Raw genomic sequence first — 13,401 nt, forward strand, 5'->3', positions numbered from 1 at the left:
CCGCTCGTTTCACTGATTCCAGACCCCGGTGGCCCCGGCTTTCGCGGCGTAAACGGAGAAGTCGGTCGCGGGCCTGCCCAGCACCTTCTCGACGTCACCGGTGAGGGATTCGTTCCGGCCGTCGAGGACCCGGGTGAACAGGTCGGTCAGGCCGTCGATCTCTTCCTCCGGCACACCCTGTTCGGCTGCTCCCGCGGCGAACTCCGCCGGGGAAACCGGAACGTACTGGATCTCCCGCCCCGAAGCCTTGCCGATTTCCGCCGCCGCGTCCGCGAAACCCAGCAATCGGGGCCCGGTCAGCTCGTACACCTCGCCGTCGTGCCCGTCGGTGGTCAGCGCGGTCACCACGACGTCGACGATGTCCTCGACGTCGATGAACGGCTCGGTCACCTGCCCGGCGGGCAGCACGATCTCCCCGGCGAGCACCGGTTCCAGCAGGAAGTGCTCGCTGAAGTTCTGCGCGAACCAGCTGGCCCGCACGACCGTCCACTCGGCACCGGAGTCCCGCACTCCCTGTTCGCTGACCACGGCCTCCTCCTCGCCGCGGCCGGACAGCAGGACAAGCCGCCGGACGCCGTGGTCGACGGCCAGCTTCGAGAAGTCGCGGATCGCTTCGGCGGCACCGGGGAAAGCGAGGTCGGGGTAGTAGGTCAGGTAAGCCGCGCCGACTCCGGTGACGGCCGCCTGCCAGGTCGAGCGGTCGTTCCAGTCGAACCCGGGCCGCGACGCCTTGCGGACCTCGATGCCCCGTTCGGTCAGGCGCTGCGCCACCCGGCTCCCCGTCTTGCCGGTAGCGCCGAGGACCAGGACCGTCTCGTTGTTCTTCGTCTCTGTCATGCCTCTAGTCAAGCGCCGAAGAATGAGACGGAACATAGTTCAGAGGCTCTATTTCATAATTCATCGTCTACACTCCGAGCATGGATCCCCTCGCCGGTCTGCTCGACGGACCCCGCGCCCGCGGCGCGTTCCTGCTGAAGTCGGTCATGACCCCGCCGTGGTCGCTGCGGATCGAGGACGAGGCACCGCTGACGGTGATGGCGCAGGTCCGCGGGGAGTCCTGGGTCGTGCCCGAGCACGGGGACGCGGTCCGCCTCGGCACCGGCGACATCGCCATCGCGCGCGGCCCAGACCCGTACCTCGTCGCGGACGACCCGGCCACGCCACCGCAGGCGATGATCCTGCCGGGACAGGAATGCCTGACCCCCGACGGACAGCACCTCACCGAGCTGTCCGATCTCGGCGTCCGCACCTGGGGCAGCGACCCGGACGGTCCCGTCGTCCTGCTCACCGGCACCTATCCGCTGGAAGGCGAAATCAGCAAACGGCTCCTCAACGCGCTGCCGTCACTGCTGGTCGTGCGGGACGCGGAATGGGACAACCCGCTCGTGCCGCTGCTCGCCGCCGAGATCGTCAAGGACACGCCCGGCCAGGAAGCCGTCCTGGACCGGGTGCTCGATCTTCTCCTGGTCGCCGCGCTGCGGACCTGGTTCGACCGGCCCGGCGCCGAAGCGCCCGCCTGGTATCGCGCGCACAGCGACCCGGTCGTCGGGCGAGCGCTGAAACTGTTGCAGCACAAGCCCTCCGAACCGTGGACCGTGGCGAGCCTCGCGGCCGACACCGGGGTTTCCCGTGCCGCGTTCGCCCGCCGGTTCACCGCCGCGGTGGGCGAACCGCCGATGGCGTACCTCGCGAGCTGGCGGATCGCGCTCGCCGCGGATCTCCTGCGCCAGCATCCGGACGTCACGATCGGCGCGGTCGCTCGCCAGGTCGGCTACGGCAGTTCGTTCGCGCTCAGCACCGCGTTCAAACGCGAACACGGCGTCAGCCCGCAGGGCTACCGCGCCGGCGTCGCGTAACGCTCGACCAGCTCGGCGCCGATCCGTGCGAGTTCCGCCTGGACCGACGGCGGTCCCAGCACTTCGATCATCGAGCCCCAGCCCGCGAGCTGCTGGGCGATCATCCACGCCACCGGCGCCGACACCGTCACCCGCACGCGGCCGTCGTCGAGCTTCTCCTCCACAGTGGACTGCCGTCCGAAGTGGTCCTGGAGGATCGGCAGATGCCGCTCTGAGATGAGCACGGTCGCGTCCAGCCCCGAACGGCGTTCCTCGACCCGGTCCACGACCTGCTCCCACGCCCTCGACAGCTCGAAGTCGTCCGGGCGACCGGCCGGGAGGTCGGTGACCTCGGCGCCGGACATGCGGTCGACCCGGAAGGTGCGCTGGCCCTTCTCAGTGCCCGCGATGAGGTACCAGACGTCGTCCTTGTCCACGAGCCCCCACGGATCCACGACCCGCTCGACCGGTTGCGCGCCCTTCTTCGCGTAGCCGAAGCGGACCTTGCGGCGCCGGACGATCCCGGCCTGCAGCACGTCGAGCAGCTCGGGCCGTTCCTTCTCGCGCTCACCCCAGCGCGAAGGGTCGATGACGACCGCGTCCGCGGCGGCCTGCGCGTCGGCGCGGAAGGTGTCGGGGAGGGCCCGGACCAGCTTCCGCAGCGCCGATTTGACCTCGGGCGAGATCGACGCGGCGGGGCCCGCGAGCAGGAACAGCGCCTGCGCCTCCGACGCCGACAGTCCGCTGAGGTCGGTCCGCGCGCCGCCGACCAGCGACCATCCACCGCCACGGCCGGGCTGCGGGTACACCGGCACGCCCGCGGCGGACAACGCCTCCAGGTCACGCCGGGCGGTGGCGACCGAGATCTCGAGTTCTTCGGCCAGTTCGGCAGCCGTGACGCGGCCACGAGCCTGCATCAGCAGGAGGGTGGCCACCAGGCGATCGGCACGCATGCGCCCAGTCTCGCAGGCAAACCGCTCACCCGGTGAACACTTTGCGGCCCGGACTTGACCTTCACATCGATGTCAGCCCCTACGGTCACCGCATCCCGTTCAGAAGGAGAAGCACATGGCAGGCGCAGTGATCATCGGCGCGGGGCCGGGTATCGGCCGCTCGGTCGCGCACCGGTTCGCGCGGGAAGGGCTACCGGTCACCCTCATCGCCCGCACCTCGGCGACGCTCGCCCCGCTGGCCGCCGAGATCGGCGCCGCGCTGGCCCTCACCGCCGACGTCACCGACGAAAAGTCCCTCAGGTCCGCTCTCGACACCGCCGCGTGCGAGCACGGCGAACCCGACGTCGTGGTCTACAACGCGGCGATCATCCAGGCCGACGCCCCCGGGGAGCTTTCCGTCGAACGGCATCTCGTGGCGTGGTCGGTCAACGTCGTCGGAGCCATCACCACCGCGGCCCATGTCGCGCCGGGGATGGCCGAACGCGGTTCAGGCACCATCATCGTGACCGGCGGGATGCCTGAAGCCGTACCCGCCTACACGAGTCTCTCACTCGGCAAGGCCGGTGTGCGGGCGCTGGTTTCCCTGCTGGACACACAATTCGGTCCTTCGGGAGTGCACGTCGCCACGGTGACCGTCGCCGGTCCCGTCGCGAAAGGGACCGCGTTCGACCCCGACGACATCGCCGAGCACTACTGGCGGCTGCACACCCAGCCACGGGACGCCTGGCAGCAGGAAATCGTCCACAAAGGATAGAACGGCTACCAGTGCGCCGGGTGGGTGAGCGACTCCGGCAGCTTCGTCGTCGCGTCGCCCTTCGCCGCGTCCAGCTGGGACTGGATGAGGAAGAGCGCGTCGCGGAAGTCCGTGCCGCGGACGTCGGCGTCCCGCAGGTCCGCGCCGGTGACGTCGGCCTGCCGGAGATCGGCTCCCCGCAGGTCCGCGCCGATCAGCAAGGCGCCGCGCAGCAGCGCGCCGCGCAGGTTCGCGCCCTTGAGCTTCGCGCCGATGAGGTCCGCGCCGCGCCGGTCCTTCTTCTTGCCCGGCACCTCGGCGCGGGCGAGTTCGCTGGCGCGGACCAGCAGCCCGTTCACCGCCGCCCGATGCGTGGGAACGTCCAGCTTCCTCAGCACGCCGGGCGTGTCCAGTGTCATCCGCTCGGTCCGGTCGATCATCTCGGCGAGGTCGTCGCGGATCGGCGCGGACGTCGGCAGTGACGCGGCCTCGGTGAGGTAGTAGAGCAGTTCCTGCAGATCCCGCATGACCGGGAAGACCGCGAACATCGACTTCGCCGTCTTCGGGGCCTTCCGCCAGTCCTCGCCGTCGAAGGTGACCTGGGAGACCTTTTGGCCCGCGCCGAAGCAGTCATAGACCGTGCAGCCGGTGAAGCCCTTCTTGCGGAGCTTGTCGTGGATGCCGCACCGGGAATCCTCGCGCAGGTTCGGGCAGGCCTGCCCGGCCGGTTTGGTGATCGCGAAATCGGCCGACGCCGCGAAGGCCGGAACGACACAGCACAGGCCGAAGCAGTTCTCGCAGTCGGCTCGCAGGCTGGAAAGGGCTGGCACGGTGGTTCGGACTCCAGAGGTTCGGCAAGGTGTTCCAGCCACAGGGTACGGAGAGCACTTTCCGTGCAGGGCACCCGCCGCCAATGGCCGCCAGACGAAGGTCGGGTGCTGCCCCGTTCAGTCGATATCGGACATCTCGGCCGCTCAATAGCCTCGATTTTCGTGGGATCCGGCAGGTGCCGTCCCATGCGGTCGTGCCGGACCGCCTTTCCGCCGCTGTGGTCCTGACCGGCCGGTCCCCTGCGAACGACAGGACGAACACATGCGAGAGACGAGACAAGCGCGTTGGCTGTCGCGTGCCGGAATGGTGAGCGCGGTCGCCGTGGCGATCAGCGTGACCGCTGCTCCCGCCCAAGCCGCCGAAGGACGGATCCTCGCCGCCGGATCCGCCGAAGCGATCCCGAACAGCTACATCGTCACGCTGAAGGACACCGGCGTCGTGGGCGCGCTGGCGAACCGCTTCGGCGCGAAGGTGGAGCAGGTCTACAGCAGCTCGCTCAAGGGCTTTTCCGCGACGCTGTCGGAGCGGCAGGCCAAGCGGCTCGCCGCCGACCCGTCGGTGGCGTCCGTCGAGCAGAACCAGGTGGTCCGCGCGGACGCGACCCAGACCAACCCGCCGTCCTGGGGTCTCGACCGCGTCGACCAGCGCAATCTGCCGCTGGACAAGAAGTACAGCTACACCAGCACCGGCGCGGGCGTGAACGTCTACGTCATCGACACCGGCGTGCGGATCAGCCACCAGACCTTCGGCGGCCGCGCCCGCAACGGCTACGACTTCGTCGACAACGACGCCGTCGCCCAGGACGGCAACGGCCACGGCACCCACGTCGCCGGCACCATCGCCGGATCGCAGTACGGCATCGCCAAGGGCGCGACGGTCTACGGCGTCCGCGTGCTCAACAACTCCGGCAGTGGCACCACCGCCGGGGTCATCGCGGGTATCGACTGGGTCACCAAGAACCACGTCAAACCGGCCGCGGCCAACATGAGCCTCGGCGGCGGCGCCTCCAGCACGCTCGACGACGCCGTCCGCCGGTCGATCGCCGCGGGCGTCACCTACGGCGTGGCCGCCGGGAATTCCAACTCGAACGCCTCGGGCTTCTCCCCCGCCCGCGTGACCCAGGCGATCACCGTCGGCTCGGCCACCGAGACCGATGCGCGCTCCAGCTTCTCCAACTACGGCAGCGTCGTGGACATCTTCGCGCCGGGCACGAACATCACCTCGGCGTGGAACACCAACGACACCGCGACGAGGACCATCAGCGGCACGTCGATGGCGACCCCGCACGTGGTCGGCGTCGCGGCCCGGTTCCTGCAGAACAACAAGAGCGCCACGCCCGCGCAGGTGGCCACCGCGCTGATCAACGCGGCGACCCCCGGCAAGGTGACCAACCCGGGCTCCGGTTCCCCGAACCGGCTCCTGTACTGGGCGCCGACCGCCTGAAGTACGTGAAGGACCCCTTCCTTGCGCCTGGCGCAAGGAAGGGGTCCTTCACGTACTGGGCAAGGTGTGAAGGTCGAGTTTCCTCGGCTGAGCCGAGGGAAGGGGTCCTTCACGCGCACCTGCCGTGACTACTGGTGTGGCGATCACGAGGTCCGTGGGAGGCGTTGCGCTTACAGCACCTTCCGGATGCTCGGCACCACGGCGGCGAGCCCGGCCGCGTTCGGGTGCAACGGGGCGAAGCTGTTGTTCACCACCGAAGGGATCAGTCCCTCGATCCACTTGACGCCGATCGGCTGGCAGGCGTCGTGACCGATGCTCGGCGTCCGGATGTCGACGTACTTCGCCCCGTGCGCGGCGGACTGCTCGGCCATCCGCGTGTTGAGCCGGTCGATGTTGGCCTGGATGTAGTCGGCGTCCTGCGGCAGCACCGGGACGAGCGGCCAGCACCCACCCGGCTTGATCCCGGTCGGGTAGCCCACCATGACGATCTCCGCGTGCGGCGCGCGCTGGCGGATCTGGTCGATGACCGTGCCGTAGGTCGCGGCGAACGCGTCGATCCTGGTGGCGTACTTGTCCACCCCGCCGGCGGTGTTGGCCGCCTTGCACGAGGCACCCACCGGGAGCAGGTTCACGCACGACGTCGCCAGCCCGACCAGGCCCACGTCGTTGCCGCCGATCCCGACGGTCACCAGTGTCGTGTCGGCCGAGAGCGCGTCGTACTGCGGCGGGTTGGTGCCGGAGACGATGCCCTTCTGCGGGTTGCTGAAATGCGACGTGGTCGCCGCGCCGCAGGTGACGTCGCGCAGTTCGTCGACGTCGAGCTGCTTCGCGAGCAGTCCGGCGTAGTTGATCGCCGACCGGGCGCAGGTGAGCAGATCGGACTGCGGCAGGACCACCGAGCCCGCCGAGAACGAGTCGCCCATCGCGACGTACACCTGCCGTTCCGCCGTGGCGAGGGCCGGTGTCCCGATGCCGACGAGGGTCAGTGCGGTGCCCGCCACCGCGGCGATCCGGGCGAGTCTTCCCCAGCGTGTCACTGCCGCCTCCTGCATGCGTCGTCGAATGCCGCGATCAGCGTCCGCCGAGCCGGGGAGAACCACTAGAACGGAGGCGCGCGTTCTTGATCGGGGTTTTGTAGGTTTCCTCTATGACGAAGGCGTCGGCGCAGCCCTGGCGCAGGCTGGACGCTTCGGTGCTGACGCGGCTGGAGCCGGACACCGACGCGATCGCGTCCGCCGCGATGGACCAGGTCCGCGCCGGGCTGCGGACCCCGCTGGACGGCCGGACGGCCGCGAACCTCCAGGTCACCCTCGACGTCGCCCTGCACGCCTTCTTCAGCGAGATCGGGCATCCCGACATCACCACCGACCGGGAGGTCTACCGGGCGCAGGGGCGGGCCCAGCACACCGCCGGCCGCAGCCTCGAAGAGATGCTCGGCTTCTACCAATCGGCGGCGCTGGGTGTCTGGCGGCAGCTCACTTCGGCGGCGCCGGCGGTGGACCTGCCGACCAAGGCGATCGTCGAACTCGGTGAAGCGCTGTTCGCCTTCATCGCGGAACTCTCCGCGGCGGCCGCCGACGGATACGCCGAAGCACGCTCGCAGGCGGCACGGGCAGGACAGGCACGGCGCGACCGGCTCCTCGGTCTCCTGCTCGCCGAACCGGCCGCCACCCGCGACCAGCTCGACGACGCGGCGAACCAGGCCGCGTGGGTACTGCCCGGCCGGCTCGTCATCGCCGTCACCAGCGCCGATGTCGCGCCGCAGCTGCTCGACCGGATGCCGGGGCGAGTGCTGATCGGCCGTCACCACGACCTGACCGCGGTGGTCATGCCCGCCGACCGGCTCGAGTGGTACCTCGGCCGCTTGCGGGACCTGCTCGGGGGCGACCAGGCCGGGGTCGGCCCGGTCGTGCCGCTTCGCTCGGCCGCGCTCAGCGCCCGCCGGGCGAGCGCGCTGTGGCGGCTGACCCGCACCGGCGCGCTCGGCGACAGTCCGCTGGTCCACACCGTCGACCACCGCATCGATCTGCTGCTGACCACCGATCCCGAACTCGCCGCCGAGTTCGCGAAGGACGTCCTCGCGCCGCTGGCCGGACTGCCGGAACCGGCGAGGCAACGGCTCACCACGACCCTCGCGGCGTGGCTCGCGCGGCCGGACCAGCCGCAGGCGATCGGTGTCGAACTGCACGTCCACGTCCAGACCGTCCGGTACCGGATCCGGCAGCTGCGGACGCTCTTCGGCGGCACGATCGACGATCCCGCCGGGCGGTTCGCGCTGGCGATCGCGCTGAGGATCGATCCGCTGGTATCGAGGGAACCTACAAAGCGGTCAGAGCGGGGCGTCCATCCGCTGCGTCCCGACGACGGACAGCAGGCGTAACGCGTTCTCCGACGGCGTTCCGGGGTCGGCGGTGTAGATCACGACCTGCTGGTCGCGGTCGGTGATGTCGAGGACGTCGCAGTTCACGCTGACCGGGCCGACCACCGGATGCCGGAAGGTCTTGCACGGGGCGGGCGAGGCGCACACGTCGTGCGCGGCCCACAGCCGGGCGAATTCCTCGCTGCCGTCGAGGAGTTCCCGGATCAGCCCGGCGACCTCGGGATCGTCGGGATAGCGGCCCGCGGCGGCCCGGAGATTGCGGACCGCGCTCGCGGAGAACTCGTCCACATCGGACACCCCGTAAAGCCGCTGCCCGAGGAAGGCGCGGCGCACCAGGTTGCGGTCCCGTGGTGGCAGGGCGGAGAAGTCCTCCATCAACGCGGCGGCGAGGTCGTTCCAGGCGAGTACGTCGTAGGTCGCCGACAGCACGATCGCCGCCGCCTGCGGAAGCCGGTGCAACAGCGCGAGAATGCTCGGCCGGACCTCCCTGGACGGGCCGGGCGGTGGTCCCGGCGGCGCACCGGCGAGGTGGTGCAGGTGATCGCGTTCCACATCGGACAACCGGAGTGCTCTGGTCAGCCCGGCGAGCACTTCGCGAGAGGGCCGCGGGCCACGGGCCTGTTCCAGCCGGGTGTAGTACTCGGTCGAGATGAACGCCAGCTGCGCCACTTCCTCGCGCCGCAGCCCGGGGGTGCGGCGGCGGTGCCCGGCAGGGAGGCCGACGTCCGCGGGGGTGATCCGCTCGCGTCTGGTGCGCAGGAAGTCCGCGAGTTGTCGTCTGTCCACCACTCCAGTGTGGACGATGCCGGGACGTCAGCCAGGTACCGCCGGTGCCTGGATACGCGCTGACGGCGGCGGAACTCTCGGTGCCATGACCACTACAACGACTGTTCCGGGCCTGCTCGACGGCAAGGTCGCCTTCATCACCGGTGCCGGTCGCGGTATCGGCGCCGCCGCCGCACGGCTGTTCGCCAGGGAAGGCGCCCGTGTCGTCCTCGCCGCCCGCACCGAGTCCCAGCTGAAGACCGTGGCCGAAGAGATCCGCGCGGACGGCGGCGTCGCGGACCACGTGGTGTGCGACCTCGGCGACGCGTCGAGCGTCCGCGCGGCCGTCGGCCGTGCCGTGGACCTGCACGGCAGGCTCGACGTCGCGTTCAACAACGGCGCGACGAACGTGCCGCCCGGCCCGATGGACCAGGTGACCGAGGCCGATTTCGACCACATTTACGCGGTGAACCTCAAGGGTCCGTGGCTGGCGATGGTCGCCGAGATCGAGGCGATCCGGGCCACGGCGAAGACCGGGGCCATCGTCAACAACACCAGCGTCGGCAGCCTGATGTCCAACCCGGAACTCCCTGCGTACGGGGCGATGAAACGCGGCGTCAACAGCCTCACCGCCTCGGCGGCCACCACCTACGGCCCGGAAGGCATCCGCATCAACGCCGTCGCCCCCGGCACGACGCTGACCGAGATGTTCAACGAGTGGGTCGCGAGCTCGCCGGACATCCTCGACCGGCTCAACGCGAATACCCCGTTGGGCCGGATGGCCGAACCCCGGGAGATCGCCGAGGCGGCCGCGTGGTTGCTGAGCGACCGCGCCTCGTACGTGACCGGCACGGTCCTGCGGGTGGACGGCGGCATGCTGGCCTGACTGGCAACGGGGTGGGTGATGCGGGGGAACCGGTGTCCACGTGGCGGCGTCTGAACGCGCACGACCCACCCTGACCAGGGGTTGCCCGAGGAGAAGCCGATGCCGTTCCTGGATCCCGAACCGCTCTACGCCAAGCTCACCTCGGGCGACGCGGCGGGTATCGCCGAGGTCGGCGCCTCCATCGCCGACGCCAAGACGTCGTTGCAGACCGTCGCGAACGGGATCTCCGACGGCGCGCTGCGGGCTGCACGGTCCTGGCGTGGCACGGCGGCCGCCGAGTTCGTCGGCAAGGCGAAAGCGTCCTCGCGGGTCGTCGCCGAGGTGTACGGCGAACTCCAGACCGCGGAGGCGGCCGTCAAGGGCGCCGCGAAGGCGTACTCCGCGCTGCGGACGTCGGCCGACGCCGCCATCAAGCCCTGGCGCGAACTTGGCCTGAGCGACCTGCTCGAAGCGCCGGAAATCGCGATGAAGACCATCCGGGCGCTGACCGTGGCCCAGCAGACCTACGAAAGCAGGCTCACCGCGCTGGCGGCCACGACCGACGGCGGCGGCGAGGGCTGGGACAGCGAGGGCAACGCCGACATCAGCGGCGTCGATCCCGGGGAGCCGTGGACCTCCCAGGGCTTGGCCTACGACGGCGAGAACCTGCTGGTGGGCTCGTACCACGACGGCGACGGGGACGGCTCCGGCGACAGCCCGATCGGGCCAGGACTGACCCCGAGCCGGCTGACCTACGTCGACTACGAGACCGGCGTCGAGACGGGGAACGTCTACCTCAACGGCAACGGCGACGTCGGCGCGCCCACCCACACCGGCGGTGTCGCGACGGACGGTGAGCACGTCTGGGTGTCGTCCAACGGCTACGTGTACGTCTACGACAAGGCCGCACTCGACGCCGCGCAGGACAGCGGCAAACCGGTCGACGCCGTCGACGTGGTCCCGACGCCCGCCCACAGCTACGTCACCTACGCCCAGGGCAAGCTCTTCGTGGGCGACTACGGGAACAACCGGCTCTACGAAGTCCCGCTCGGCCCGGACGGCTCACCCCAGCCGGACAAGGCCGGAGATCCGATCGAGACACCGAACAACGTCCAGGGTGTCGTGGTCCGCGACGACGAGTTCATCTTCTCCTCGTCCGATGGGCACAGCGGCAAGTTCTACCGGCAGGACCGGACCCCGGAGTGGTACGACTTCAACGATCGCGAGGAGATCGAGCTGCGGGGCGGCGAGCCGGGCAACGAAGACGGCTACGACTCGCACGGTGTCGAGGAGGCCGTCGAAATCGACGGCGAGATCGTGCTGGCGCACGAATCCGGCGCCTACGGCTACCAGAAGAACCCGGGTTCGAAGTGGGACGAGCCCGAGCTGACCAGGATCTCCCTGGAGGAGCTGGGCCTCGACCCGGACGGCGCGCTCTCCCCCGGCGACGCCGGATACGAAACCGATCCCGATTCGCTGGTCGGCGCGGCGGGCGTCCTGGACGGGGCGACGTCGACGTTGAGCACGGCGGCGGGCGCGATGTCGCGGCTGCAACTGGTGTCGCACCTGCTCGGCGAGGTTCCGGCCGCCGCCGCTTTCAGCGACACGCTGACCAAGCGCATCAGCGCCGCCGGGGATCGGCTCACGGCGGGCGTCGACACGGTCGGCGGCATCGCCGACAGCCTGGTCACGGGCGCGGACACATACCGGCGCATCGAGGACGGGATCCGCGAAGGGCTGAACAAGCTCGGCAACGTCCTCCCCTAGCCCCGATTCTCAGCGCGGATCCCTGCGCATGCACCACGTGAGGGGACCGTTGCCGGGAAGCCGGACCTCGGCCGTGACCTCGAAGCCGAGGCGCTGGTAGAAGCGCAGGTTCGCCTCGCCGCACGTATCCAGGAACGCCGGATGACCAGTGCGCTCGGCCTCCTGGATACCGGGCATCAGCACCGCGCTCCCGAGGCCTTGCCCTTGGGCGTCGGGAGCGGTTCCCACGGCGTCCAGGAACCATCCCGGCGTCTTGGATCGGTGCGGGGCTAGGGCCGCCTCCGCGGCCTCGGCCGCGGCCGCCCGATCGCCGCTGAGTTCGCTGAGCATCGGCCCCACTTCGGCGAACGCCGGCGAGCGGTCCTGGCCCGGAACGCTCCACACAGCCACGGCGCGGCCTCCGTCGGCGACCCAGACGCGGCCGTACACCATGCCGATCCGGGTCAGGCACAGCTCCTGAGCCCGCCTGATCCGGTCCTCATGCCCGTCCGCGGCGATCACGTGCCTGGTGAAGGGGTAGTCGGCGAAGGCGCGCGCGAGGGTGTCGACAGCGGTGGGGACATCGGCGTCGGTGATGGGGCGTACGGAAGCGGTGTTCTGGAGCGGCGTGGTCACCGGGCGATCTTGACCACGAGGCCGCCCCCTTGGCAACGCATTTGACCGGTCGCCCGAGCGCCGAGAATCTGTCCGTTTTGCTCGTTAACGCGGTACGTGTAACTGGTTTCGCGCAAGCAACGCGCGAAACCAACGCAGAACGGACACACCGTGATAATGCCCCTTATGACTGAGTGCCCCTCGAAGAGAGGGCGAAATGCACCATCCGGAGACACCAGGCGGTCCGAAATAGGCGCCCAGCGGCGATCTGAGAGCGTTTTGCCTGGTCAGGGCACTGGTAGAACGACGACCTTGCCCCGAATGTCACCCGCTTCGCTTCTGCGGTGCAGGGAGGCGAGGTCGGTGAGCCGGTGCCGTTCCGCGACCTCGACGGTGAGCGTGCCGTTGTCGACCAAGGCCACCAGTTCGGCGAGCTGGGCAGGGTCGTTACGGGCGACGACACGCTCGGCGATCGGCGTCTCGAACTCGTTGGTGACCGAGACGATCCGGCCACCGGGCCGGACGAGCGCGGCCAGCGCCGCGCTCCGCGGCTCGTCGAGACCGACGAGATTCAGGACGACATCGACCTGACCTTCGAGCGCGTCCCCGAGCGACGAGGTGGTGTAGTCGACGATCAGGTCCGCGCCGTGCCGTAGGACCGCTTGCCTGCTGCGCGGACTGGCGGTGGCGGCCACGTGCGCGCCGGCGCGCTTCGCGAGTTGGACGACGAAGCCGCCGATGCCGCCGCCCGCGCCGTTGACCAGAAGCCGTTCGCCCGGGACGAGGCGTGCGCGCTCGACCGCCTGCCACGCTGTCAACCCGGCGAGCGGCAGGGCGGCCGCGTCGGCGAGAGGGATGGCGGTGGGCGCGGTGACCAGCGCCGCGGCGTCTGCCACCGCGAACTCCGCGGCCGCGCCGTCGATCCAGCCGATGACCTGGTCCCCGACCGCGTGCGTGCGCACTCCCTCACCGAGTTCGACGATCGTGCCGGCGACATCCCAGCCCAGGGTGAGCGGCAGGGTGACGGGCACCAGGTCGCGGAGTGCGCCGGAGCGCAGGGCCACCTCGGTCGGATTGAAGGAGGTGGCGGCGACCTCGATCAGTACCTCGCCCGCCGCGGGGACGGGTCGTGCGATCTCCTCGATGCGGATGACGGCCGGGTCTCCGTGCTGATGAATCCGTGCGGCTTTCATGTTCTCGACCGTAGGGACGTCTGACGAGACGAACCATGTGCG

13 protein-coding genes are annotated in these 13,401 nt (G+C 70.1%); 6 read left to right on the forward strand and 7 right to left on the reverse strand.

Annotated features, from left to right (window positions below; translation table 11 throughout):
• Positions 1–9: 9 nt before the first annotated feature.
• Positions 10–837, reverse strand: a complete 828-nt coding sequence (locus tag H4W30_RS20215) for a Rossmann-fold NAD(P)-binding domain-containing protein (protein ID WP_192744301.1) — start codon at positions 835–837, stop codon at positions 10–12.
• Positions 838–917: 80 nt separating this feature from the next.
• On the opposite strand from H4W30_RS20215, the gene H4W30_RS20220 reads away from it, so the two are divergent.
• Complete coding sequence (locus H4W30_RS20220; protein ID WP_192744302.1) at positions 918–1,856, forward strand: AraC family transcriptional regulator; 939 nt, start codon at positions 918–920, stop codon at positions 1,854–1,856.
• Here H4W30_RS20220 and H4W30_RS20225 read toward each other — a convergent pair.
• Positions 1,835–2,788: a helix-turn-helix transcriptional regulator gene (locus H4W30_RS20225; protein ID WP_192744303.1), complete on the reverse strand. Its 954-nt coding sequence runs from the start codon at positions 2,786–2,788 to the stop codon at positions 1,835–1,837. The genes H4W30_RS20220 and H4W30_RS20225 overlap by 22 nt on opposite strands.
• Positions 2,789–2,903: 115 nt before the next feature.
• On the opposite strand from H4W30_RS20225, the gene H4W30_RS20230 reads away from it, so the two are divergent.
• The gene (locus tag H4W30_RS20230) at positions 2,904–3,542 is read left to right on the forward strand and encodes an SDR family NAD(P)-dependent oxidoreductase (RefSeq protein ID WP_192744304.1); all 639 of its coding nucleotides are present in this window, start codon (positions 2,904–2,906) and stop codon (positions 3,540–3,542) included.
• A gap of 5 nt (positions 3,543–3,547) precedes the next feature.
• Here H4W30_RS20230 and H4W30_RS20235 read toward each other — a convergent pair whose 3' ends face one another.
• Positions 3,548–4,351, reverse strand: a complete 804-nt coding sequence (locus H4W30_RS20235) for a pentapeptide repeat-containing protein (protein WP_192744305.1) — start codon at positions 4,349–4,351, stop codon at positions 3,548–3,550.
• A 262-nt stretch (positions 4,352–4,613) separates the two neighbouring features.
• On the opposite strand from H4W30_RS20235, the gene H4W30_RS20240 reads away from it, so the two are divergent.
• Positions 4,614–5,795 (forward strand): S8 family peptidase, encoded by a 1,182-nt coding sequence (locus H4W30_RS20240; protein WP_318780630.1) that lies wholly within the window; start codon positions 4,614–4,616, stop codon positions 5,793–5,795.
• A 170-nt stretch (positions 5,796–5,965) separates the two neighbouring features.
• On the opposite strand, the gene H4W30_RS20245 is transcribed toward H4W30_RS20240, so the two are convergent.
• The gene (locus H4W30_RS20245) at positions 5,966–6,832 is read right to left on the reverse strand and encodes an SGNH/GDSL hydrolase family protein (protein WP_318780631.1); all 867 of its coding nucleotides are present in this window, start codon (positions 6,830–6,832) and stop codon (positions 5,966–5,968) included.
• Between the two features lie 110 nt (positions 6,833–6,942).
• Between H4W30_RS20245 and H4W30_RS20250 the strand changes: the two genes are divergently transcribed.
• Entirely contained in the window at positions 6,943–8,175 is a 1,233-nt protein-coding gene (locus tag H4W30_RS20250) for a helix-turn-helix domain-containing protein (protein ID WP_192744306.1), read from the forward strand.
• Here H4W30_RS20250 and H4W30_RS20255 read toward each other — a convergent pair.
• Positions 8,125–8,961 (reverse strand): helix-turn-helix transcriptional regulator, encoded by an 837-nt coding sequence (locus H4W30_RS20255; protein ID WP_192744307.1) that lies wholly within the window; start codon positions 8,959–8,961, stop codon positions 8,125–8,127. The genes H4W30_RS20250 and H4W30_RS20255 overlap by 51 nt on opposite strands.
• A gap of 85 nt (positions 8,962–9,046) precedes the next feature.
• On the opposite strand from H4W30_RS20255, the gene H4W30_RS20260 reads away from it, so the two are divergent.
• Together H4W30_RS20260 and H4W30_RS20265 are read left to right on the forward strand one after the other, a co-directional pair.
• Complete coding sequence (locus tag H4W30_RS20260) at positions 9,047–9,826, forward strand: SDR family NAD(P)-dependent oxidoreductase (protein ID WP_192744308.1); 780 nt, start codon at positions 9,047–9,049, stop codon at positions 9,824–9,826.
• Between the two features lie 99 nt (positions 9,827–9,925).
• Positions 9,926–11,572, forward strand: a complete 1,647-nt coding sequence (locus tag H4W30_RS20265) for a WXG100 family type VII secretion target (RefSeq protein WP_192744309.1) — start codon at positions 9,926–9,928, stop codon at positions 11,570–11,572.
• A gap of 9 nt (positions 11,573–11,581) precedes the next feature.
• Here H4W30_RS20265 and H4W30_RS44535 read toward each other — a convergent pair whose 3' ends face one another.
• The gene (locus tag H4W30_RS44535; protein WP_192744310.1) at positions 11,582–12,187 is read right to left on the reverse strand and encodes a GNAT family N-acetyltransferase; all 606 of its coding nucleotides are present in this window, start codon (positions 12,185–12,187) and stop codon (positions 11,582–11,584) included.
• A gap of 266 nt (positions 12,188–12,453) precedes the next feature.
• Complete coding sequence (locus H4W30_RS20275) at positions 12,454–13,359, reverse strand: NADP-dependent oxidoreductase (RefSeq protein WP_192744311.1); 906 nt, start codon at positions 13,357–13,359, stop codon at positions 12,454–12,456.
• Positions 13,360–13,401: the final 42 nt, after the last annotated feature.

This window comes from Amycolatopsis roodepoortensis (assembly GCF_014873915.1).
In the GTDB taxonomy this organism is placed as follows: Bacteria; Actinomycetota; Actinomycetes; order Mycobacteriales; family Pseudonocardiaceae; genus Amycolatopsis; species Amycolatopsis roodepoortensis.

What these genes read in the sequence shown, in the direction of transcription:
- H4W30_RS20240 (WP_318780630.1), top strand. Translation starts at nt 4,614, where the DNA reads ATGCGAGAGACGAGACAAGCGCGTTGGCTGTCGCGTGCCGGAATGGTG.
- H4W30_RS20275 (WP_192744311.1), bottom strand. Translation starts at nt 13,359, where the DNA reads ATGAAAGCCGCACGGATTCATCAGCACGGAGACCCGGCCGTCATCCGC.
- H4W30_RS20260 (WP_192744308.1), top strand. Translation starts at nt 9,047, where the DNA reads ATGACCACTACAACGACTGTTCCGGGCCTGCTCGACGGCAAGGTCGCC.
- H4W30_RS20215 (WP_192744301.1), bottom strand. Translation starts at nt 837, where the DNA reads ATGACAGAGACGAAGAACAACGAGACGGTCCTGGTCCTCGGCGCTACC.
- H4W30_RS20230 (WP_192744304.1), top strand. Translation starts at nt 2,904, where the DNA reads ATGGCAGGCGCAGTGATCATCGGCGCGGGGCCGGGTATCGGCCGCTCG.
- H4W30_RS20265 (WP_192744309.1), top strand. Translation starts at nt 9,926, where the DNA reads ATGCCGTTCCTGGATCCCGAACCGCTCTACGCCAAGCTCACCTCGGGC.
- H4W30_RS20250 (WP_192744306.1), top strand. Translation starts at nt 6,943, where the DNA reads ATGACGAAGGCGTCGGCGCAGCCCTGGCGCAGGCTGGACGCTTCGGTG.
- H4W30_RS20225 (WP_192744303.1), bottom strand. Translation starts at nt 2,788, where the DNA reads ATGCGTGCCGATCGCCTGGTGGCCACCCTCCTGCTGATGCAGGCTCGT.
- H4W30_RS20220 (WP_192744302.1), top strand. Translation starts at nt 918, where the DNA reads ATGGATCCCCTCGCCGGTCTGCTCGACGGACCCCGCGCCCGCGGCGCG.